This is a genomic window from Streptomyces sp. NPDC091282 (genome assembly GCF_044757385.1).
Lineage (GTDB): Bacteria > Actinomycetota > Actinomycetes > Streptomycetales > Streptomycetaceae > Streptomyces > Streptomyces gramineus.
Window position 1 is genome coordinate 307476 of sequence record NZ_JBIVUX010000008.1, and the last position, 25142, is coordinate 332617.

At 73.9% G+C, this 25142-nt stretch carries 3 protein-coding genes; all 3 read right to left on the reverse strand.

Annotated features, from left to right (window positions below; genetic code table 11):
• Positions 1-21: 21 nt before the first annotated feature.
• Positions 22-10305 carry an SDR family NAD(P)-dependent oxidoreductase gene (locus ACIQOE_RS33135; RefSeq protein ID WP_401415395.1) on the reverse strand — a complete coding sequence of 3428 codons (10284 nt, stop codon included), beginning with the start codon at positions 10303-10305 and terminating at the stop codon, positions 22-24.
• Between the two features lie 12 nt (positions 10306-10317).
• A complete protein-coding gene (locus tag ACIQOE_RS33140; RefSeq protein WP_401415397.1) occupies positions 10318-23217 on the reverse strand; it encodes an SDR family NAD(P)-dependent oxidoreductase in 12900 nt (4299 codons plus the stop codon).
• Between the two features lie 351 nt (positions 23218-23568).
• Entirely contained in the window at positions 23569-24873 is a 1305-nt protein-coding gene (locus tag ACIQOE_RS33145) for a cytochrome P450 (RefSeq protein ID WP_362177572.1), read from the reverse strand.
• Between the last annotated feature and the right edge of the window lie 269 nt (positions 24874-25142).

Consider the following 25142-nt stretch of genomic DNA (forward strand, 5'->3'; position numbering starts at 1 on the left):
TAGCCACGCGGATTTCCTTCCTCACCCTTGGTCGGCGCCGAGGCCGTCGACTAGGCCGAACAGTTCGTCGTCGGAGGCCGACGACAGGTCGTGCTCCGCTGCCGCGCCGGACTGTTCCTCGCCGCCGTACTTGGCGAGCAGTGCGGTGAGCCGCATGCGCAGCTTCGCCTGGTCCACGGCGCCGGGATCGGCGCCGGCCAGTGCTTCTTCGAGCTGGTCGAGCCCGGCGAGCGGCGAGTCGGCCGGAGCGCCGTCGGCCGCGGGCATCGAGGTGTGCAGGTGTGCGGCGAGTGCCACCGGGGTGGCGTACTCGAACACCACCGCGGCGGGCAGCCGGATGCCGGTGGTCTCCGACAGCCGGTTGCGCAGTTCGACCGCGGCCAGCGAGTCGAAGCCGAGTTCGGCGAAGGTGCGGTGTTCCGCGACGGCGGCCGATGAGTCGTGCGCGAGCACCTTGGCCGCTTCGGCGCGGACCAGTTCCAGGAGCGCCTTCTCCCGGTCTGGTCCGGACCAAGCGGCCGGTGCGGCGGCGGGTGCCGGGCGCGGGCCGGTGGCGGCGTTCGGAGCGGGCGTTTCCCGGACCAGACCGCGCAGGACCGCCGGTACGGGCCCGCCGGTTCGCAGGGCCGTGCGGTCGAGGCGGATCGGCGCGAGCACCGGTTCGTCGACGGCCCGCGCGAGGTCGAACAGTTCGAGCGCCTCGACGGTGGTCAGCGGGCGCAGTCCGGCGCGGGCGATGCGGGCCAGGTCGGTACCGGACAGTTCGCCGGTGATGCCGCTGCCGTCGCGCTGTTCCCACAGTCCCCAGGCGAGCGAGGCAGCCGGGAGACCGGCGGTGTGCCGGGCCCTGGCGAGCGCGTCCAGTGCGGCGTTGGCCGCCGCGTAGGCGCTCTGTCCGGCTGCGCCGAGCACTCCGGCGGCGGAGGAGAAGAGGACGAAGTCGGTCAGCTCGCGGTCGCGGGTCAGTTCGTCCAGCCAGCGTGCGCCCAGCACCTTCGGCGCCAGCACCGCCGCCAACCGCTCCTCGGAGAGCCCGGTGACCAGACCGTCGTCCACCACACCGGCGGCATGCACCACTGCGGTCACCGGATGCTCGGCCAGCAACGCGGCCACCGCATCCCGGTCGGCCACGTCACACGCCACCACCGACACCTCGGCACCCAGTTGCCGGAGTTCCGCGGCCAGTTCGGCCGCGCCCGGGGTGTCCGGGCCACGGCGTCCGGTGAGGACCAGTTCACGTACCCCGCGGTCACCGGCGAGATGACGGGCGAGGGCCGCACCGAGCGCGCCGAGACCGCCGGTGATCAGCACGGGGCCGTCCGGGGACCAGGCCGCTCCGTCCCGGTCGGTGATCCTGGACAGCGGGACATGCGCCAGCCGTGGCACGAGCACCGTCCCGTCGCGCACCAGTATTTGCCCGCCGGGCACGTTCCACATCGCGGCGGGAACGGCCGGGCCGTCGACGTCCTCGACGTCGGCCAGCAGGAACCGGCCCGGATGCTCCTGCTGCACCGAGCGCAGCAGGCCCCAGACCGCGGCGGCGGCCGGGTCGGTACGGGCGCCGCGCGTCCGCAGTGCCAGCCGGGAGCCGGCGAACCGGTCCTCCGCCAGCCAGGTGCGCACCGCGCCCAGCGCCCGGCCTGCCGCGGCGACCGGATCGGCCTCGTGCCCGGCCGCCAGCACCACCACGTCGGGGAGTTCACCGTCGGGCAGTGCGGTCAGATCGGCGCATTCCAGCACGGACGGTTCCGGGCCGCCCGGCAGACCGGCGGCCACCAACTCCTCGGCGTACAGCGATTCGTGGTGGCCGAGTTGTTCGGCCGAGATCGGCCGCACGGCGAGGGACTCCACCACGGCGACCGGAGCTCCCGTCGCGTCGGCCAGTTCGATCCTGGCCGACTCCGCGGCGACCGGCGAGATCCGCACCCGCAGTGCGGACGCTCCGGAGCGGCGCAGCGCGATGCCGTTCCAGGCGAAGGGCAGCAGGGTTCGGTCGCTCTCGTCCTCGTGCAGATAGCGCAGGGCGTGCAGCGACGCGTCCAGCAGGGCCGGGTGCAGCCCGTAGCGGCCCGCGTCGGTCAGGTCGGGCAGCTCGATGTCGGCAAGGATCTCGTCGCCGTTGCGCCAGGCCGCACGCAGGCCCTGGAACGCCGGACCGTACTCCAGCCCGCCGGCGGCGAACTCGGCGTAGGCCGAACCGACGTCGAGGGCGACCGCTCCCGGCGGCGGCCAGGCGGCGGGAGTCTCCAGAGGCTCCGCCGGGACCGATCCGAGCACGGCACGGGCGTAGCAGGTCCACGGGGTGCCGTCCGCGGCCGGACGGGCGTGCACGGTCAACGGCCGCTCTCCCCTGGCGTTCCGCGCACCGACTCGCATCTGTACCTCGACGGCACCGTCCGCGGGCAGCACCAGCGGTGCCTGGAGGGTCAGTTCGGCGACCTCGCCGGCACCGGTCGTCGCGCCGGCGTGCAAGGCCAGCTCGGCGAACACACTGCCGGGTACGACCGTCGCACCGAGCACGGTGTGCTCGCCCAGCCAGGGCTGTGACCGTGTGGCCAGCCGCCCGGACAGCAGGAAGCCGTCCTCCTCGGCGAACTCGACCGCCGAGTCCAGCAAGGGATATCCACTCCGGGGTGCTGGTTCGACGTCGTCCAGCCAGTAGCGGCGGTGCTGGAAGGCGTAGGTCGGCAGATCAACGCGAGCGGCGACCGGCAGATACGCGGCCCAGTCGACAGCGCCACCGTGCACGTGGAAGCGCGCCAACCCAGTTGCCAGAGAACGCACTTCGGGCTGCTCGCGACGGAGCAACGCGACGAACACCGCGGTGGCGTCCTGCGGCAGGCAGTCCGGGCCTACGGCACTGAGCGCCGCGTCCGGACCCACCTCCACGAACCGCGTCACACCCTCACCATGCAGACGAGCCACCGCATCGGCGAACCGCACGGTCCCCCGCACATTCCGCACCCAGTACTCGGCATCGACCGGAGACGCATCCACATCCACCGTCGACACGAACGGAATCTCCGGAGCGGCGAAAGCGACTCCTGCGATGGCCTCCCGGAACCGCTCCAACACCGGCTCCACCAAAGGCGAATGAAAGGCATGGCTGACCCGCAGACGGGTGTTCCGCCAACCCCGCTCCCGCGCCACCTCCGCAACCGCCTCCACCGCGGATTCCGTGCCGGACACGACGACGGAACGCACCCCGTTGACCGCTGCGATACCCACGTCACCGGAAAGGACGTCGGCGACCTCCGCCTCCGTGGCATTCACCGCCACCATCGCCCCACCAGGCGGCAACTCCTGCATCAACCCCGCACGCGCACACACCAACGCGACCGCACCATCCAGCGACAAAACCCCAGCCACATGAGCAGCCGCCACCTCCCCCACCGAATGCCCGACCACGAAGTCCGGCACCACACCCAACGATTCGAGCAACCGGAACAACGACACCTCGAAAGCGAACAGACCACACTGCGCGAACAACGTCTCATCCAGCCGCTCACCGCCATCGAGAATCACCTCCCGAACCGGCCGCCCCAACACCGACTCCAACCGCCAACAAACATCGTCAAAAGACTCCGCAAACACCGGATACCGGCCGGCCAACTCCCGACCCATCCCCGACCACTGCGACCCCTGCCCCGAGAACAAGAACCCCGTCAGCCCACCCCGATCGGCGAGCACACCAGCCTCCGCATCGGAGAGACCGGCGAGCAGTTCGTCGCGGTCGGCGGCTACCACCGCACCGCGGTACTCCAGCGCGGCTCGCGACAGAGCCGCCGCACGGGCCACCTCCGCGACCCCGACGGCCGGGTCGGCGAGCACGAACGCACGCAACCGAGCCGTCTGGTCCTGGAACGCCTCGGCCGTGCCGCCGGAAATGACCACGGGGACCGGCGTCGTCGGTTCCGGTACCTCCGTCGATTCGAATTCCGGCGCCTGCTCGATGATCACGTGCGCATTCGTCCCGCTCACACCGAACGCCGACACCGCCGCCCGACGCACCTCGGTCTCCGGCCAGTCGACCGCCTCGGTGAGCAGTCGGACGTCACCGGCGGACCAGTCGACGTGCGGGGTCGGGGTGTCGACGTGCAAGGTGCGCGGCAGCACCCCGTGGCGTATCGCCTCCACCATCTTGATCACACCGGCGACGCCGGCGGCGGCCTGCGTGTGCCCGATGTTCGACTTCACCGACCCCAGCCACAACGGCCGGTCACGGTCGGTGCCGTACACCCCGTGCAGAGCCTGTGCCTCGATCGGATCGCCCAGCGACGTGCCGGTGCCGTGTGCCTCCACCACGTCCACGTCAGAGGGCGTCAGGCCCGCCGTCCTCAGCGCGGCTTGCATGACCCGTTCCTGCGAGGGGCCGTTCGGGGCAGTGAGGCCGTTGGACGCGCCGTCCTGGTTCACCGCCGAACCGCGTACCACCGCGAGCACCTGGTGGCCGTTGGCCCGCGCGTCGGACAGCCGCTCCAGCACCAGCATGCCGACGCCCTCGGACCAGCCGGTGCCGTCGGCTTCCGCGGAGAAGGACTTGCAGCGGCCGTCGGCTGCCAGGCCGCGCTGCCGGTCGAACTCCCGGAAGGGCGTCGGACTGGACATCACGGTCACTCCGCCGGCCAGCGCCAGTGTGGACTCGCCGGAGCGCAGCGACTGGGCGGCCAGATGCAGCGCAACCAGTGAGGACGAGCAGGCGGTGTCCACGGTGACGGCCGGGCCGGTGAGCCCGAAGGTGTAGGCGATCCGGCCCGTGGCGATGCTGCCCAGGTTGCCGTTGCCCAGGTAGCCCTCGAGTTCTTCGGGCACATGGGTCAGCCGGGTGGCGTAGTCCTGGTACATCAGCCCGGCGAACACCCCGGTCCGGCTGCCGCGGACGCCGCTCGGGTCGATCCCGGCACGTTCCAGTGCCTCCCAGGACAGTTCGAGGAGGAGTCGCTGCTGCGGGTCCATCGCCAGCGCCTCGCGCGGTGAGATCCCGAAGAACCCCGGATCGAAGTCGGCGACGCCGTCGAGGAACCCGCCGAGTCCCACCGGGAGTTCACCGATGTTCCAGCCGCGGTCGGCCGGGAACGCGGAGATGCCGTCCCGGCCCTCGGCGACCAGGTCCCAGAGCTGCTCGGGCGTGCCGATCCCGCCGGGGTAGCGGCAGGCCATTCCCACGATCGCGATCGGCTCGTCCACGGCGGCCGCGGTCACGGGAGCCGGGGGCTCCGGTGCGGTCCGGACGTCGCCGGTCTCGGCGAGGACGAATCCGGCGAGCGCCGCCGGGGTCGGATGGTCGAAGACCAGGGTGGTCGGCAGGCGCAGTCCGGTGGCGGCACCGAGGCGGTTGCGCAGTTCCAGCGCGGTGAGCGAGTCGACGCCGAGGTCGGCGAACGACTGATCGGCGCCGATCTGCTCGGCCCCGGCCAGATCCAGTACTCCGGCGGCCTGCGTGCGGACCAGGTCCAGGGCGGCACGGCGGCGCTCCGCTTCGGGCAGCGCGCGCAGCCGGTCGGCCCAGCCGGACTGCTGCCGGGCGCGCCGACGGCCCCGGACCAGCCCGCTGAACACGGCCGGCAACGGGTCGAGCCGGTGCAGGGCCGCTGTGTCCAGCCGCATCGGCAGTACGGCCGCGGCGTCGAGCCCCACGGTGGCGTCCAGCAGGGCCAGCGCCTCCGCGGTGGGGAGTGCGGCGATGCCACCGCGGGCGATACGGGCCAGGTCGGCGTCGGAGAGTTCGCCGGTGATGCCGCTGCGCTGCTCCCACAGTCCCCAGCCCAGCGAGGTGGCCGGGAGCCCGGCGGCGCGGCGCCGCACGGCCAGCGCGTCGAGGTAGGCGTTGGCCGCGGAGTACGCGGCCTGCCCAGGGTTGCCCAGGGTCGCGGAGGCGGAGGAGAACAGGACGAACCTGCGCAGGTCCAGCTCGCGGGTCAGTTCGTCCAGCCAGCGTGCGCCCAGCACCTTCGGCGCCAGCACCGCCGCCAACCGCTCCTCGGAGAGCCCGGTGACCAGACCGTCGTCCACCACCCCCGCCGCATGCACCACAGCGGTCACCGGATGCTCGGCCAGCAACACGGCCACCGCATCCCGGTCGGCCACATCACACGCCACCACCGACACCTCGGCACCCGACTCGCGCAGTCCAGAGGCGAGTTCGGCCATGCCGGGTGCGTCATGGCCGCGCCGCGACGCGAGCACGACGCCCCGCACGCCGTGGCGCTCCACCAAGTGCCGTGCCACCAGGCCGCCGAGCGTCCCGCTCGCCCCGGTGACCAGCACCACGTCGTCGACGGACCAGGGAGCGTCCTCGGCCGTCTCCGTCCCCGTCTCCGTCACCGGGGCCAGCCGGGGCACCAGCACCCGGTCCGCGCGCAGGGCGAGTTGAGGTTCGTCTGTCGCCAGCGCGGCGATCAGGTCCTTGTCCGTGACGGCCGGGTCCGTCGTGTCCAGCAGCACGAACCGGCCCGGCCACTCGGCCTGCGCCGAGCGCACCAGCCCCCACACGGCCGCGCCGGCCGGGTCGGGTACCTCGTCGGCGGTGACCGCGACCGCGCCATGGGTGACCAGGACCAGCGGGCCGCCCTGCGCGGACTCCTCGGCCAGCCGCTCACGTAACCGCCCCAGTACGGCGGCGGTGCGCTCGGCCACGGGCGCGTCCTCGACGCGGAACAGAATGTCGGCGCCGGTGACGCGGGGGCGTCCGGCACGGGCGGGCGTCCAGTCCAGCCGGTAGACCGAGTCCAGCCGCGCGGGCGTGCGCAGTTCGGAGGTGAGGGCCCGCAGCACCACACGCTCGACGGTGCCGACCGGGGCGCCGCTGCCATCGGCCAGGTCCAGCCGGACAGCGTCCTCGTGCACGACGGTGAGCCGCACCCGCAGCGTCGTCGCCCCCGTGTCGAACCAGCGGACCCCGCGGAAGGCGAAGGGCAGCCGCAGACCCTGGTCGCCTCGCAGGGCGAGCGCGTGCAGTGCCGCGTCGAGGAGCGCGGGATGCAGACCGAACTCCTGGGCCTGGCCGCGCTGCTGGTCGGGCAGGGCCACCTCGGCGTAGATCTCGTCAGCGCGCCGCCAGGCCGCCCGCAGGCCCTGGAACGCCGGTCCGTAGCCGAGGCCGGTGTCCGCCAGCCGAGGATAGAACCCGTCCAGGTCGATCGGCTCGGCGTCGGCCGGGGGCCACCGTACGAGGTCCGCACCCGGGCTGTCGTCGACGGTCTCGGACAGCACACCGCCGGCGTGCCGGGTCCAGGCTGCCGTGGAGCCCTCCGGCCGCGAGTGCACCTCGACCGCGCGGCTGCCGTTGGCGTCGGGTTCCGCGACCACGACCCGCAGGGCGAGACCGCCCTCGGCGGGCAGGACGAGCGGTACCTCAAGCGTCAGTTCGTCCAGCTGGTTGGCCCCGAGCAGGTCGGCCGCGTGCCGCGCGAGTTCGACGAACCCCGTGCCGGGCAGCAGCACCGTGTCGGTGACCTGATGGTCGGCGAGCCATGGGTGGGTCCGCAGACTCAACCGTCCGGTCAGGACGGTGTCGACGGCACCGGGCAGCGCGACCAGCGCGCCGAGCAGCGGATGCCCGGCGGGCAACGCGCCGAGGGCCGCAGGGTCGGTCGATTCAGCGCTGTCCAGCCAGTAGTGACGGTGCTGGAAGGCGTAGGTCGGCAGATCAACGCGAGCGGCCGACGGCAGATACGCGGCCCAGTCGACAGCACCACCGTGCACATGGAACCGGGCCAACCCGGTGGCCAGCGAACGCACTTCAGGCTGCTCACGACGCAGCAACGCGACGAACACCGCGGTGGCGTCCTGCGGCAGGCAGTCCGGGCCTACGGCACTGAGCGCCGCGTCCGGACCCACCTCCACGAACCGCGTCACACCCTCACCATGCAGACGAGCCACCGCATCGGCGAACCGCACCGTCTCCCACACATTCCGCACCCAGTACTCGGCATCGACCGGAGACGCATCCACATCGACCGTCGACACAAACGGAATCTGCGGAGCGGTATAGGAGATCTCCGATATCGCCTCCCGGAACCGCTCCAACACCGGCTCCATCAACGGCGAATGAAAGGCATGGCTGACCCGCAGACGGGTGTTCCGCCAACCCCGCTCCCGCGCCACCTCCGCAACCGCCTCCACCGCGGATTCCGCGCCGGACACCACGACGGAACGCACCCCATTGACGGCCGCGATACCCACATCACCGGAGAGGACGTCTGCGACCTCCGCCTCCGTGGCATTCACCGCCACCATCGCCCCACCAGGCGGCAACTCCTGCATCAGGCCAGCGCGGGCACACACCAACGTGACCGCATCATCCAGCGACAAAACCCCAGCCACATGAGCAGCGGCCACCTCCCCCACCGAATGCCCGACCACGAAGTCCGGGGCCACACCGAACGATTCGAGCAACCGGAACAACGACACCTCGAAAGCGAACAGACCGCACTGCGCGAACAACGTCTCATCCAGCCGCTCGCCACCGTCGAGAATCACCTCCCGAACCGGCCGCCCCAACACCGACTCCAGGCGCCCGCAAACGTCGTCAAAGGACTCCGCGAACACGGAGTACCGACCGGCCAGCTCCCGACCCATCCCCGACCACTGCGAACCCTGCCCCGAGAACAAGAACCCCGTCGACCCGCCCCGATCGGCGATCGCGCTGATGCTCCCCGGGTCTGCGTCCGCCAGTTCCGCCAGTCCCGTCAGCAGTTCCTCGCGGTCGGCGGCCACCACGGCACCGCGGTGGTCCAGTGCGGCGCGGGTGGTGGCGGCGGCGAACGCGATCTCGGTGACGGTCAGTTCGAGGTCGGAGGCGACGAAGTCGTGGAGCCGCCTCGCCTGGTCGGCCAGGCCGGTCGTGCCGCGGGCGGAGAGGACCACCGGCAGCGGGATCGCGTGCGTCGGCTGCGTGGCGGGTGTCGGCTCGGTCTCTTCCGGTTCGGGTGCCTCTTCGAGGATGACGTGGGCGTTGGTACCGCTGATGCCGAATGAGGACACCGCGGCGCGGCGCGGCCGTTCACCGCGCGGCCAGGGGGCCTCCTCGGTGGCCAGGGAGAGGGTGCCGGTGGTCCAGTCGATGTGCTGGGACGGGGTGTCCGCGTGCAGGGTCTTCGGCACGGACTCGTGGCGCAGGGCCAGCACGGACTTGATCACGCCGGCCACTCCGGCGGCGGCGAGGGTGTGTCCGATGTTGGACTTGACCGTGCCGAGGAGCAGTGGCCGTTCGCGGTCGGTGCCGTAGGTGGCGAGCAGGGCCTGGGCCTCGATGGGGTCGCCCAGGGAGGTGCCGGTGCCGTGTGCCTCCACCACGTCGATGTCGGCGGGGGTCAGGCCGGCCGCGTGCAGGGCGGCGCGGATGACGCGTTGCTGGGAGGGGCCGTTGGGGGCGGTGAGACCGTTGGACGCGCCGTCCTGGTTCACCGCCGAGCCGCGCAGCACGGCCAGTACCCGGTGGCCGTTGGCCTGCGCGTCGGACAGCCTCTCCAGCACCAGCATGCCGACGCCCTCGGCCATGCCCATGCCGTCGGCGTCGGCCGAGAAGGCCTTGCAGCGGCCGTCGGGGGCCAGGACCCGCTGGCGGCTGAACTCGACGAGCGGTCCGGGTCCGGCCAGGACGGTCACGCCGCCCGAGAGGGCCAGCGTGGACTCTCCGTTGCGCAGCGACTGCAGGGCCAGGTGCAGGGTGACCAGGGAGGTCGAGCAGGCGGTGTCCAGGGTGATGGCGGGGCCCTCGACGCCGAGGGTGTAGGAGATACGGCCGGACAGCACGCTGGGGACCACTCCGGTGACCAGGTGTCCTTCGACGCCTTCCGGGGCGTGGGCCAGGCCGGTGCCGTACTCCTGGTAGTTCTGGCCGACGAAGACTCCGGTGCGGGTGCCGCGCAGCGACAGCGGATCGATGCCGGCCCGTTCCAGCGCCTCCCAGGAGGTCTCCAGGAGCAGCCGCTGCTGCGGGTCCATGGCCAGGGCCTCGCGTGGCGAGATGCCGAAGAAGGCCGCGTCGAACGCGCCGGGGTCGTCGAGGAAGCCGCCGCGCCGTACGTAGGTGTGGCCGGAACGGTCCGGGTCGGGGTCGTAGAGGGTGTCGGTGTCCCAGCCGCGGTCGGTGGGCAGGTCGCCGGTGACGTCCAGGCCTTCGGTGAGTACGCGCCACAGGTCTTCCGGGGAGCGGACCCCGCCGGGGTAGCGGCAGGCCATGCCGGTGATCGCGACGGGTTCGGTGCGGGCCTGTTCGACGTCCTGCAGTCGGCGGTTCGCCTTGCGGAGGTCGACCATGACCCGGTTGAGGTAGCCGCGCAGCTTCTCTTCTTCGGACATGTGCAACCCCTTTCAGTTCGCGCCGAGTTCGCGGTCGATGAGGTCGTACATCTCCTCGTTCGACATCGGGTCGAAGTCCTCCTCGTCGCGGCTGAACAGGGCGAGCATGGCCCGCAGTCGCAGTTCGATGGCGTCTCGGTCGTCGTCGGCATCCTTACGGGACAGCCGCTCGGCGAGCCGGTCCAGTTCGGTGAGGACGGGTGGTTCGGGGGGCGCGAGCAGGGTGCGGAGGTGGTCGGCGACGGCGGCCGGGGTGGGCTGGTCGAAGACGAGGGTGGCCGGCAGTGTCAGGCCGGTCGCCTCGCCGAGCCGGTTGCGGAGTTCGATCCCGGTCAGGGAGTCGTAGCCCAGGTCGCGGAAGGCGTGGTCGGCGCCGATCGCCGCCGGGCCGGAGTGGCCCAGTACGACAGCCGCCTGTTCGCGGACCAGCCGGAGCAGGGTGCTGCGGCGTTCGGAGTCCGAGAGTCCGGCCAGCCGTTGGGCCCACGGTGAGCCGGTCGCCGTCGATTGCGGTTCGGACCGGGCGTCCAGCACGCGCCGGGCCTCGGGGATGTCGGTGAACAGGGGCCTGCTGCGGGCCGAGGCGAACAGCGGCATGAACCTGGCCCAGTCGACGTCGGCGACGGACAGTCCGCTCTCGGCGCGTTCCAGGACGGTGCGCAGGGCGTCGAGGGCGGGTCCGGGTGCGATCAACGGCAGTCCCTGGCGGCGCAGTTGGTCGGCGTCTACGCCGTCGGGGAAGCGGGCGCCGTCCCAGACGCCCCAGGCCACCGAGGTGACCGGCAGACCGGCGGCGCGGGCGTGTTCGGCGAGTGCGTCGAGTTCTGCGTTGGCGGCGGCGTAGGCGCCGTGGTCACCGCTGCCCCACACGCCGGCGATGGAGGAGTAGAGGACCAGGGCGTCCAGTTCGGCCGGGTCGAGGAGTTCGATGAGGTGGCGGGCTCCCTGGACCTTGGCGGTGAGGACGTCGGCGTACTCGGCGAGGTCGGTGTCGGGCAGGGCCGCCAGCCGCATCAGCGCGGCGGCGTGCACGACCGTGCGGACCACCTCGCCCTGTTCGCGCAGGCCGGTGAGGAGGCCGGCGACGGCGGACCGGTCGCCGATGTCGCAGGATCGCGCGGTCAGTCGTACGCCCAAACCGTCGAGTTCTGCTGTCAGTTCGGTGATTCCCTCGGCGTCCGGGCCGCTGCGGCTGGCCAGCACGACGTGGCGGACGCCCTGTGCGGCGAGCCAGCGGGCGATCTCCGGGCCGAGCGCGCCGGTGCCGCCGGTGACGAGCGCGGTGTCCCGGGCCCGCCAGTCGCCGGCCGCGCCGCCGCCGAGCGGGGCGCGCACCAGCCGTCGTAGCAGCGTGCCGGTTCCGCGCACCGCGAGTTGGTCCTCGTCGCCGAAGCCGCCCGCCAGCACCGCGCGCACCTGTTCCAGCACGGTGTCGTCGAGGTCGGCGGGCAGGTCGAGGAGGCCGCCCCAGAACGCCGGGTGTTCGAGCATCGCCACCCGGCCCAGGCCCCACACCTGCGCCGCGCCCGGTTCGCGCAGCGGGTCGGTGGGGCCGGTGCTCACCGCGCCGGACGTCACCAGCCACAGGGGGACGGCCGCGTCCAGATCGCCGAGCGCCTGGATCAGTGCCAGGGTGGCGGCCGCTCCGGCGGGCACCACCGGGTGGTCGGGATGCGGGCGGCGGTCGGCTGCCAGCAGCGAGAGCACACCCCGCGGGGGGTGTTCGGCCAGTGTGCGGCGCAGCCGGTCGGCGAGGCCGGCGCGATCGGCGTGCTCGGTGTCGACGGCGAGGGTGCGCACCGGCAGGCCGCCGGTGAGCGTCTTCAGGCGGTCCGGGTCGGCGCCCGAGGCGGGCACCAGCGCCAGCCACTCGCCGTCCGTCCCGGTGTGCTCCGGCGGGTCCGCGGGGCGCCATTCGACGCGGTAGCGCCAGGTGTCGGACCGGGGGCCGGTCTGTTCGGCCAGCCAGTACCAGCGGTGCTGGAAGGCGTAGGTGGGCAGGTCCACGCGGCGGGCGCCGCTGCCCTCGAACACCTCGGCGAGCCGCACTCCGGCTCCGCGCACCTGTGCCTCGGCCAGCGACTGGGCGAAGCGCGGCCAGCCGCCGTCGTCGCGGCGCAGGGTGGCGAGGACGGCGGCTCGCGCGCCGGCGGCGTCCACCGTCTCCTGCACGCCGGGCGCGACCACGGGATGCGGGCTGATCTCGATGAAGGTGCCGATCCCGGCGTCCAGCGCGCTGCGGACCGCGTCCGCGAACCGGACGGTGCTGCGCAGGTTGGTGTACCAGTACGCGCCGGTGAGTTCACGGGTGTCCAGGCGGTCCCCGGTGACCGTGGAGTACAGCTCGGTGCGTGCCGCCCGCGGTCCGATCCCGGCGAGCAGCCCGGCCAGGCCGTCCTTGACAGCGGTGACGTGGGTGGAGTGCGAGGCATAGTCCACGGCGATACGACGGGCCCGCACCCCGCGCTCCTCGCAGGCGGCCCGCAGTTCCTCCAGGGCGTCCGGGTCGCCGGAGACGACGGTGGAGGTGGGGCTGTTGACCGCGGCGACGCCGAGCCGGTCGTCGGTGAACAGGGCCCGCACCTCGTCGGCGGGCAGCGCCACCGACATCATGCCGCCCTTGCCGGACAGGGCGGTCAGCGCGCGGCTGCGCAGGCAGACCACGGCGGCGGCGTCGGCCAGCGAGAGGGCCCCGGCCACGCAGGCGGCGGCGATCTCGCCCTGCGAGTGCCCGATCACGGCCTCCGGTTCCACGCCGTACGAGCGCCACAGCGCGGCCAGTGACACGTTGACGGCGAAGGTGACCGGCTGCACCACGTCCACGCGCTCCAGGGGCGGAGCGTCCGGCAGGCCGCGCAGCACGTCCAGCAACGACCAGTCGACGTACGGTTCGATCGCGGCGGCGCACTCGGCCAGCCTGGCGGCGAACACCGGTGCGGAGTCGAGCAGTTCCAGCGCCATGCCGGGCCACTGGGCGCCCTGTCCGGGGAAGACGAACGCCACCCGCCGGGCCGCGTCGGCGGCGGTGCCGCGCACCACGCCGGGGACGTCCCGGCCGTCGGCCAGCGCACCGAGCCGTTCGCGCAGCCCCTCCGGGTCGGCGGCCAGGACGACCGCGCGGTGCTCCAGCGCGGCCCGGCCGGCCACGCTGGACCAGCCGATGTCCCGTACCCGGTCGCCCGGGTGGGCGTCGAGGTGCGCGAGGAGCCGTGCGGCCTGTGCGCGCAGGGCCTCCTCGGTCTGCCCGGACACGGCGACCGGCACCAGCCACGTCTCGACGTCCGGCCCGACGGCGACGGATGTGTCCGGACCGGCGACGGACGTGTCCGGGCCGACGGCGGACGTGTCCGGGCCGATGCCGTCGGAGGCGTCCCGCCCGGCACCGGTCGACGTGTCCGACCCGGCCTCGGCCGTCCCGTCCGCCCGGCCGGGATCCGGCCGTGCGGCGGCGGACGCCTCCGGTTCGGCCTGTTCGATGACGACGTGGGCGTTGGTGCCGCTGATGCCGAACGAGGACACGCCGGCCCGGCGGGGACGGCCGTGCTCCGGCCACGGGCGGGGTTCCGTCAGCAGCCGTACCTCACCGGAGGCCCAGTCCACGTGCGGGGAGGGCTCGTCGACGTGCAGGGTGCGGGGCAGTACGCCGTGCCGGATGGCCTGCACCATCTTGATCACGCCGGCCACTCCGGCGGCTGCCTGCGCGTGCCCGATGTTGGACTTGACGGACCCGAGCCACAGCGGTTCGCCGTCCCGGTCCCGGCCGTAGGTGGCCAGCAGTGCCTGCGCCTCGATCGGGTCGCCGAGCGGCGTCCCGGTGCCGTGGCCCTCGACGGCGTCGACGTCCTGGGCGGCGACGCCGGCGGCGGCGAGCGCGGTGCGGATCACCCGTTCCTGCGAGGGGCCGTTGGGAGCGGTCAGGCCGTTGGAGGCGCCGTCCTGGTTGACGGCCGAGCCGCGCAGCACGGCCAGCACGGTGTGTCCGTTGCGGCGGGCGGCGGAGAGCGGTTCGAGCAGCAGCAGGCCGACGCCCTCGGACCAGCCGGTGCCGTCGGCGGCACCGGCGTAGGGCTTGCAGCGGCCGTCGGCGGCGAGACCGCGCTGCCGGGAGAACGCGGTGAACGTGGTCGGTTCGGCCATCACGGTCACCCCTCCGGCCAGGGCCAGCGAGCATTCGCCGGAGCGCAGCGCCTGGGCGGCGAGGTGCATCGCCACCAGGGAGGAGGAGCACGCGGTGTCGACGGTGACGGCGGGCCCCTGGAGGCCGAGCGTGTAGGCGACCCGGCCGGAGGCGACGCTTCCGGCGGTGCCGGTGAGCAGATGCCCCTCGACGCCGTCGGGGAGTTCGCGCAGCGTGCTGGCGTAGTCGTGGTACATCACGCCGGTGAACACGCCGGTCTGGCTGCCGCGTACCGAGGACGGGTCGATCCCGGCGCGCTCCAGCGCCTCCCAGGCGGTCTCCAGCAACAGCCGCTGCTGGGGGTCCATGGCCAGGGCCTCGCGCGGCGAGATCCCGAACAGGCCCGCGTCGAAGCGGCCGGCCTCGTGCAGGAAGCCGCCGTGCCGGGTGTAGCTGGTGCCCGGGTGGTCCGGGTCGGGGTCGTAGAGGCCGGTGAGGTCCCAGCCGCGGTCGGTGGGGAACCCGCCGACGGCGTCGGTGCCTTCGGCGACCAGGTTCCACAGGTCCTCGGGGGAGGCGACCCCGCCGGGGAAGCGGCAGGCCATGCCGACGATCGCGATCGGCTCGTCCGCGGCCGGCACGGGGGTGACGGCGGCCGGGACGCTCACGGCCTCGGTGTCCGCGAGGACTTCGCCGCGCAGGTGTGCGGCGAGTGCGGCGGGAGTGGGATGGTCGAAGACGACGGTCGCGGGCAGCCGTGTCCCGGTCGCCCGGCCCAGCCGGTTGCGCAGTTCCACCGCGGTCAGCGAGTCGAAGCCGAAATCCTTGAACGGCCGGTCCGGTGACAGCCCGGCGGGGTCGGCGTGGCCGAGGACCAGCGCGGCCTGGGTGAGCACCAGGTCCTGCAGGACCCGGAGCGGCTCGCCGCCGGTGAGGCGGCGCCGCAGCGCGTCGGCGTCGTCCGTGCCGCCCTCCGTGGCGGCGGCGCGGCGCACCACCGGCACCAGGGCGCGCAGGACCGGCGACAGGGTGCCCTCGGCCGCCCGTTCGCGCATCGCCGCCGGGTCCAGGCGTGCGGCGACCAGGACCGGATCGCCCAGTGCGACGGCCGTGTCCAGCAGGTCCAGGGCGGTGGCGGAGTCCAGCGGGAGGACACCGGCGCGGGCCAGCCGGGCGCGGTCCGTGCCGGCCATGCCCTCGGTCATGCCGCTGCCCTCGGCCCACAGCCCCCAGGCCACCGAGGTCGCCGGAAGTCCGGCGGCCCCGCGGTGCGCGGCCAGGCCGTCCAGTGCGGCGTTGGCCGCCGCGTAGGCGGCCTGCCCGGCGTTGCCCAGCGTCCCGGCCACGGACGAGAACAGCACGAACGTCCTGAGGTCCGGTCCGGTCAGCTCGGCCAGGTGGCGTGCGCCGTCCGTCTTCGCCCGGGACACCTCGCGCACCCGCTCGGGGGTGAGGGCGGCCAGGACGCCGTCGTCGAGGACTCCGGCGGCGTGCACCACCGCCGTCACCGGATGCGCGGCCAGCAGCGCGGCCACCGCGTCCCGGTCGGCCACGTCGCACGCCACCGTCGTCACGTCGGCACCCGACTCCCGCAGCTCGGCGTCCAGTTCGGCCATGCCAGGGGCGTCCGCGCCGCGCCGTGAGGCCAGTACCAGGGTCCGCACGCCGTGCCGTGTCACGAGGTGGCGCGCGACCAGCGCGCCGAGGGTGCCGCTCGCGCCGGTGACCAGCACGACGTCGTCGGCCCGCCAGGGGGCGGTGGCGGCCGCCTCGGTGACCCGCGACAGCCGCGGTACGAGCAACCGGCCCTCGCGCAGCGCGACCTGATCCTCGCCGGTCGCCGCCAGCCGGGACAGCAGTGCCTCGGAGGCGGGCCGCCCGTCCGTGTCGGCCAGGACGAATCGGTCCGGGTTCTCGGTCTGCGCGCTGCGCACCAGGCCCCACACCGCCGCCGCGTCGGGATCGGCGGGCTGGTCCGGGCCGGTGGCGACCGCACCGCGGGTGAGCAGCACCAGCTTCGACCCGGCGAACCGCTCCTCGGCCAGCCAGCGTTGTGCCACGGTCAGTGCGTCGCCCACGCCGGTGACGCGGGCACCGACGGCCGCGGGTACCGGTCCGTCCGGTTCCAGGTCCGGCAGCCAGGCCCAGGTCCCGGCCTGTTCCGGGGACGCCTGCGGGACCCAGTCGGTGCGGTACAGATGATCGCGGCGGCCGGCGGCGAGCTGCTCGGGGCCGACCGGCCGGAACGCCAGCGAGTCGACCACCGCGACCGGGTGGTTCTCGGCGTCGGTCACGGTGAGGGACACGGCTCCGTCGCCCGCCGGTCGCAGCCGTACCCGTGCCGTGGCGGCACCGGAGCGGTACAGCCGGACCCCGGTGAAGGCGAACGGCAGCCGGAGGCCGGCCGCGTCGTCGGTCCGGACGGCCGGGTGCAGTGCCGCGTCCATGAGGGCCGGGTGCAGACCGTAGGCCGCCGCGTCGGCCGACGCCGGTTCGGGCAGGGCGACTTCGGCGAACAGGTCGTCGCCGTGCCGCCACAGCCGGCGCAGTCCCTGGAAGACCGGTCCGTAGCCGTAGCCGAGCCGGGCCAGTGCCGGATAGCGGTCGGCGAGGTCGACCGGGGTGGCGCCCGCCGGTGGCCAGTCGCCGGTCACCGGGGGCGCCGTCCGCGTCGTCGCGAGGCGGCCGGCGGCGTGGTGCGTCCACGCGGCTCCGTCGCCCGGCCGGGAGTACACGTCCACGGCTCGGCCGCCGTCCTCGGCGGGCGCGCCGAGCACCACCTGCACGCGTACGCCGCCTCGTTCGGGCAGCGTGAGCGGCGCGTGCACGGTCAGCTCCGCCAGTTCCCCGCAGCCCGCCTCGTCGCCGGCGCGTACGGCCATCTCGACGAACGCGGTGCCGGGCAGGACGGCGGTGCCGAGGACGGTGTGGTCGGCCAGCCACGGCTGCCGCTGCCGGGACAGTTCGCCGGTCAGCAGCAGTTCACCGGTGGAGGCCACCGGTGCGGCGGCGCCCAGCAGCGGGTGGGAGGTGGCGTCCAGTCCGAGTCCGGCGGGGTCCGTACCGGTCGCCGGAGTGGGCAGCCAGTAGCGCCGCCGCTGGAAGGCGTAGGTGGGCAGATCGGCGCGCGGTCCTGGGGTGCCGAAGGCGGGGGTCCAGTCGACGGGGACCCCGCGCACCTGCGCCTCGGCCAGCGACTGGAGGAACCGGGCCGGGCCGCCCTGGTCGCGGCGGAGCGATCCGACGACGACGGCGGTGCTGCCGGCCGCCTCCACGGTGTCCTGGACGGCCGTGGTGAGGATCGGGTGCGGGCTGGTCTCGATGAACACGCGGTGCCCGGTACGGTCCAGTTCGCGGATCGTCGCCTCGAAGTGGACGGTCTGGCGCAGGTTCCGGTACCAGTACTCGGCGTCCAGGGCCGTGGTGTCGAGCCGTTCGCCGGTCACGGTGGAGTGGAAGGGGATGTCGGCGTCGCGCGGTTCCAGTCCGGCGAGCCGGTCGAGGAGTTCGGTGCGGATGCGTTCCACCTGCGCGGAGTGCGAGGCGTAGTCGACCGCGACCAGCCGGGCGCGGGCGCCTTCGGCGGTGAGTTCGGCCTCCAGTTCGCGCAGGGCCGCGGGTTCCCCGGAGAGCACCACCGACGACGGGCCGTTGACGGCGGCGACCGAGAGGCGCCCGGCCCAGCGCGTGAGGCGTGGTTCCACATCGGCGGCGGGCAGCGCCACCGACATCATCCCTCCGGCGCCGGACAGCGCGCCGAGTGCGGCGCTGCGCAGGGCGCTCACCTTCGCGGCGTCGCGCAGGGACAGGGCTCCGGCCACGCAGGCGGCCGCGATCTCCCCCTGCGAATGCCCCACCACCGCGTCCGGCTCTACACCGAACGACCGCCACAACGCGGCCAACGACACCATCACCGCGAACGACACCGGCTGCACCACATCCACCCGGTCCAACCCCGGCTGATCCGCCTCCCTCCGCACCACACCCAACAGCGACCACTCCACGAACTCGTCCAGCGCAGCGGCGCATTCGGCCATCCGCTCCGCGAACACCGGCGACGCATCCAGCAGTTCCACCGCCATCCCCGCCCACTGCGCACCCTGACCCGGGAACACGAACACCGTGCGGCCGTCGACGTCGGCGGTCCCGCGCACCAGGCCGGGCGTCTCCTGGTCGGCGGCGAGGGCGCGCAGTCCGCGTACCAGGTCCGTGCGGTCGGTGGCGGCGTAGACGGCGCGGTGCGGCAGTCCGGCCCGGGTGGTGGCCGCGGCGCGCGCGACGTCCGTGAGAGCGGTCCGCGGCTCGCCGTCCAGGTGGGCGGCCAGGCGTGCCGCCTGTGCCCGCAGCGCGGTCGCGGTCCGCCCGGACACCACGACCGGCACCGGTGTGGCCCGCGGCGCCGGGCCGGGCTCCGCCGCGGGGGCCGTCGGCGGTGCCTCGGGGGCCTGTTCCACGATGACGTGGGCGTTGGTGCCGCTGATCCCGAACGAGGAGACCCCGGCCCGGCGCGGCCTGCGGTGCTCCGGCCAGGGCCGCTCCTCCGTCAGCAGCCGCACCTCGCCGGAGGCCCAGTCGACGTAGGGCGAGGGTTCGTCCACGTGCAGGGTGCGCGGCAGCACTCCGTGGCGCAGCGCCTGTACGACCTTGATCACGCCGGCGACTCCGGCGGCGGCCTGGGTGTGCCCGATGTTGGACTTCAGCGAGCCCAGCCACAGCGGGTCGCCCGCGCGGTCGCGGCCGTAGGTGGCGAGCAGCGCGTGGGCCTCGACGGGGTCGCCCAGGGTGGTGCCGGTGCCGTGTGCCTCCACCAGGTCCACGTCCGTGCCGGTCAGTCCGGCGTTGGCCAGCGCGGTGCGGATCACGCCTTCCTGTGCGGGCCCGTTGGGGGCGGTGAGGCCGTTGGAGGCGCCGTCCTGGTTGACCGCCGTACCGCGCAGGACCGCGAGCACCCGGTGGCCGTTGCGGCGGGCGTCGGAGAGGCGTTCCAGGACCAGCTGGCCGGCGCCCTCGGCCCAGCCGGTGCCGTCGGCGGCGGCCGCGAACGACTTGCACCGCCCGTCCGGGGCGAGGCCGCGCTGGCGGGAGAACTCCACGAAGATGCCCGGTGTCGGCATCACCGTCGCCCCGCCGGCCAGGGCCAGCGAGCACTCCCCCGAGCGCAGCGCCTGCACCGCCAGGTGGACCGCGACCAGCGAGGAGGAGCACGCGGTGTCCACGGTGACCGCGGGCCCGCGCAGCCCGAGGCTGTAGGCGACGCGGCCGGAGGCGACGCTGGCGGTGGTGCCGGTCAGCACGTAGCCGTCGAGGCCGTCGGCGCCCTCGTGCATCCGGGGGCCGTAGTCCTGTGCCATGACCCCGGAGAACACGCCGGTCGCGCTGTCCCGCAGGGACAGCGGGTCGATCCCGGCCCGCTCCAGGGACTCCCAGGCGGTCTCGAGGAGCAGCCGCTGCTGCGGGTCCATGGCGAGCGCCTCGCGCGGCGAGATGCCGAACAGGTCCGCGTCGAACTCGGCGGCGTCGTGCAGGAATCCGCCGGTGCGCGCGTAGCTGCGGCCCGGCCGGTCCGGGTCGGCGTCGAAGAGTCCTTCCAGGTCCCAGCCGCGGTCGGCGGGGAAGCCGCCGATCGCGTCGGTGCCGGAGGCCACCAGGTCCCACAGGTCCTCGGGCGAGCCGACGCCGCCGGGGAACCGGCAGGCCATCCCGACGATCGCGATCTCGTCGGCGTCGGCGTCGGCGGCGGGCGCGGCGGGCGGTGGCGCGGGCACGGCGTCCGGTGCCGTCCCCGCGGCCAGTGCGGCGGCCAGGTGCGCGGCGATCCGCGCGGGGGTGGGGTGGTCGAGCACGGCGGTGGCGGTCAGCCGTACGCCGGTCACCTCGGCGAGGCGCTGCCCCAGCTCGACCGTCATCAGCGAGCCGAAGCCCAGGTCCTTGAAGGGGCGCCGCATGTCGAGCCCCTCGGCGGAGTCCAGTTCCAGAGCAGCCGCCACCTCGGCGCGCACCAGGGCCCGCACCGCCTGTTCGCGTTCGGCCGCGGGCCGTGCGGCGAGCCCCGAGGCCGGCCGGGACGCCGTGGTGGTCTCCGGTGCGGCGGTGACGGCGGGTGCGGCGGGGGTCGCGCCGCCGGTGGCGGTCACTCCGGTGAGCCAGTGCCGCCGCCGCTGGAAGGGGTAGGTGGGCAGCGGGACCCGGCGGGCGCCCGAGCCGTCGTGGAAGCGGGTCCAGTCGACGGGGACGCCGCGGGTGTGCACGCGGGCCACGGCGGTGTGCAGGGACCGCAGGTCGGGGCGTTCGGCGCCGGCCATCGCGGAGACGAAGGCCACGTCCTCGGGTGCGCTGCCCGGGCCCATGGCGCTCAGGGTCCCGTCGGGGCCCAGCTCCAGGAAGGTGCGGGCGCCTTCCGCGCAGGCGGTGGCGACGGCGTCGGCGAACCGTACCGTGCCGCGGGTGTGCCGGGCCCAGAACTCCGGCCAGTCGAGGCCGGTGACGTCCAGTGCGGCGCCGGTGAGGGAGGAGATGACCGGCAGGTCAGGGGTCCGCCACGCGATGCGTGCCGCGGCGGCGCGCATCCCGTCGAGGATGCCGTCGACGTGCGGCGAGTGGCTGGCCATCGTGACCTGGATCCGGCGGGTGCGCCGGCCCCGCGCGGACCAGCGGCCGGCGATCTCCGCGGTGGCGTCCGCGTCCCCGGACAGCACGGTGGCGGTGGGGCTGTTGAGGGCCGCGACCGACACCCGTCCGCCGCTCGCCCCGACGTCCGGCAGCAGTTCCGTCTCGGAGGCCTCGACGAGGATCATCGCCCCGCCGGGCGGGATGTCCTGCATGAGCCGGCCGCGGGCGGCGACAAGGGCGCAGGCGTCGGACAGTGACATCGCTCCGGCGACGTGCAGGGCGGCGAGTTCGCCGAAGGAGTGGCCGAGCACGGCGTCCGGGGTGATGCCCCAGCTCTCCACGAGCCGGTAGAGGCCGACCTGGACGGCGAACAACGCGGGCTGGGTGTAGGCGGGTTCGTCGAGCAGGGCCGCGTCCGCCGAGCCCGGGTCGGCGAAGAGCACGTCGAGCAGGGGCCGGTCCAGGTGCGGGCGCAGTTCCGCGGCGACGGCGTCCACGGCGGCCGCGTACGCGGGGTGGCGCCGGTAGATCTCCCGGCCCATGCCGGTCCGTTGGTTGCCCTGTCCGGCGAAGAGGAACACGGTCCGTCCCTCGACGGCCGTGCCGCGCACCACCCGGGCGCTGGCCGTGTCCGTGGCCAGTGCCGTCAGGAGACCGGGCACCTCCTCGGCGGACTCCGCGACCAGGACCGCCCGTCGTTCCAGCGGGCTGCGGGTGGTGGCCAGCGAGTAGGCGAGGTCCGCGGGGGACGCCGCCGACTCGGCGAGCAGGCCGGCCAGTTCGGACAGGGCCGCCGGGGTGCGGGCGGTCAGCGGCAGGAGGACGGGGCCCTCGGGCGCGGCGGCGGGGCGCTGTGCTGCCGGGGCGGGGGCGGGCGGCTCGGTGAGCACCACGTGGCAGTTGGCGCCGCCCATGCCGAACGAGCTGACCCCGGCGAGCAGCGGACGGGCCGCGGCGGGCCATGGGCCGGTCTCGGTGACCACGCGCAGGCCGAGTTCGGTGAGCGGGATCCGCGGGTTGGGGGTGCGGAAGTCGACGCTGGGCACCAGTTCCCGGTGCGAGAGGCACAGCACCGTCTTGAGCAGCCCGGCGACACCGGCCGCGCCCTCTAGGTGCCCGATGTTGGTCTTCACCGAGCCGACCAGCAGCGGCCGTTGCGGCCGCCGTCCGGTCCCGGCCACCGTGCCGAGGGCCGCTGCCTCCACGGGGTCGCCCAACGGCGTCCCGGTGCCGTGCAGTTCGACGTAGTCCAGGTCGGCCGGTGCGATGCCGGCCGCCGCGCAGGCCAGGCGCAGCACGTCCTCCTGGGCCTCCTGGCGCGGTGCGGTCAGCGAGTCGCCGCCGCCGTCGTTGTTGACGGCGCTGCCCCGGATCACGGCGTGCACGGTGTCGCCGTCGGCCAGTGCCGCCGACAGCGGTTTGAGGACGAGGACGGCGCCGCCCTCGCCGCGTACGAACCCGTCGGCCCGTTCGTCGAAGGTGTGGCAGCGACCCGACGGTGAGATCGCGCCGAGCGCCTGGGTGAGGTCGTAGCCGTCCTGGGAGATGTTCAGGTTGACGCCGCCGGCCAGTGCCGTCGTGCACTCCCCGGCCGCCAGCGCCCGGCAGGCGAGGTGGACGGCGAGCAGCGCGGAGGACTGGGCGCCGTCCACGACCAGGCTGGGGCCGCGCAGCCGCAGGGCGTAGGAGACCCGGTTGGCGATCATCGCGCGGTTGCGTCCGGTGGCCGAGTGCGGGCTGAGCCGGGCGCCGCGCAGGGCCGCGTAGTCGTCGTAGGTGGCGCCGACGTACACGCCGGTGCCGCCCGGCAGTCCGGCGTCGCCCGGCAGTCCGGTGTCGCCCGGGACGATCCCGGCGTCCTCGAAGGCCTCCCAGGCCAGTTCGAGGACCAGCCGCTGCTGCGGGTCGAGCACGGCGGCCTCGCCCGGGGAGACGCCGAAGAAGGCGGCGTCGAAGGAGTCGACCTGGTCGAGGAAGCCGGCCCGTACCGGTTCGCCGGAGGGCAGCACGGGTACCGCCGGGCCGTCCGGGTGGCAGCGCAGCGGGCCGGGTTCGGCCAGGGCGTCGCGTCCGTCGCGCAGCAGCCGCCAGAACGCGGCGGGGTTCGCCGCCCCCGGCAGCCGGCACGCCAGGCCGACGACCGCGACCGGTTCCTGGTCGGCGGCGTTGCCCACTCGGTTACCCACGCCGGACTCCTCCTCCACGTCCTCGCACGGAGGACACGTCTGATCCGTCCGGCACCTGGTGTTCCGGACGTGCGGGGTCGCGCTGTGCCACGGGCAGGCCGCGGCGGCCTCTGGTCGGGGCGGTCCCGGACCCGCCGGCGGGTGCCCGCGGCGCGTTCGTCCGGCGGGCATGCCGCGGACCCGGCCGGGCGGTACCGGGCCGATCGGATCGCGGGCGGGGCGCGGACCGGTGACGGCACCGGTCCGCTTCAGGCTGCCGCGGTCACTTCGTCGTGACCGTCGCCCCCTGGGCCGCGGCACGGCGCGGCCGGGGTGCGGGCGTCCGCCGGGCGCGGCGGGACGCGGGTCCGCTCAGGCGCGGACGAACTCCACGGGGACTCTGAGGGCCACCGTGTGCTTGCTGTTGTTGGCCCAGGGCACCGGACCGGTCAGCCGTACCTCGGCGACCCGGTCGAGCAGCGCGCCGAACAGCGTGCGCAGTTCGATGCGGGCGAGGTCGACGGCGAGGCAGCTGTGCGGCCCCATGCCGAACGCCACGTGCGGGTTGGGGTTGCGGCGCACGTCGAAGGACATGGCGTCCTCGAAGACGGTCTCGTCCCGGTTGGCCGAGGACCACCACAGGGTCACCTTGTCGCCGCGGCGGAACTGCACGCCGTTGAAGGTGAAGTCCTCGGTGGCGGTGCGCCGGTTGTACGGCGTCGGCGTGGACCAGCGCATCATCTCCTCGACCGCGCCGTCCAGCAGGGCGCGGTCGGCGCGCAGCGCCTGCCACTGGTCGGGCCGTTCGGCCAGGGCGTGCAGGCCTACGGCGATCACGTTGCGGGTGGGTTCGCTGCCGGCCAGGGTCAGCAGGTTGACGAAGACCTCGCGCTCGTAGTCGCGCAGCGGCGCCTCGCCCTGTCCCTCCGGGAGGTCGCCGGCGGCGATCACGGACAGGAAGTCCTGGGACGGTTCGGCGCGCTTCTCCGCGATCAGCTTGACGCCGTACTGGTACATGGCCAGCAGGGAGGCCTGGCTGCGGGAGGAGGCCTCGCCGGACTCGCGGTCCTCGTAGCCCATCACGACCTCGGTCCAGTCCACGAACTGCGGCCAGTCCGCGCGGGGTATGCCCATCAGCGCGGCCATGACCTCGACCGAGTAGCGTCCGGCCACGTCGTTCTGGAAGTCGCAGGAGCCCCGTTCGACGACCTCGTCGACGATCGTCTCGGCGCGTTCGGTGATGGTCGGGGCGAGCGCCTCCAGGACCGGACCGGTGACCGAGGGGCTGACCAGGTCGCGCAGCAACCGGTGCCGGGGGTCGTCCATCATGTTCAGCATCGCGCCGGAGTAGGTGCCGGCGGGCAGGTCGTCGAGGTGGGTGCCACCGCCCTCGCGGTCGCCGCCGCCCTGGGAGGACAGCAGCGGGTGGGCCGCGGCCTCGACCACGTCGGCGTAACGGGACAGGACCCAGAAGTTCTCGCCGTCGCGGGTGCGGCCCGGCGGGTGGAGCAGGATCGGTGCCTCCCGGCGGAGCCGGGCGAAGACCTCGTGCGGGAAACCGTCGCCGAACCGGTCCTGGTCGCTGAGATCGAACCCGTCGAGAACGGCGGGTAACTCGTTCTGTGATACCTCGGTGGCGCTTCGCGATAACGGGAGGGCGGGCTGTTCCAAAGACATTAGCTCTCCATTTTTTGCACTGACGTATCGAGGATCGTCAAAAGCAACATCAGTGTCACCCGATCGTGGAATTGACGTCAAGCGTCACTTGAAGAAGTTGGGCTGACGCTGGGATGTCCTTTAGCCGGGATCCGCAAGGAACGTCCCTGGCCAGGGCAGTTGAGGCCGCCCGCCACAAGGGGTGTGCCCGAACTGTTGCATGGTGCAGGCGTAGCGCACGACCGATGAGAGAACAAACCCCCCAAGGACAATCCGCTGTGCTACGACAA

Excerpts from the sequence above, each read along its gene's own strand:
- ACIQOE_RS33135 (WP_401415395.1), bottom strand. The coding sequence starts at position 10,305 with ATGTCCGAAGAAGAGAAGCTGCGCGGCTACCTCAACCGGGTCATGGTC.
- ACIQOE_RS33145 (WP_362177572.1), bottom strand. The coding sequence starts at position 24,873 with ATGTCTTTGGAACAGCCCGCCCTCCCGTTATCGCGAAGCGCCACCGAG.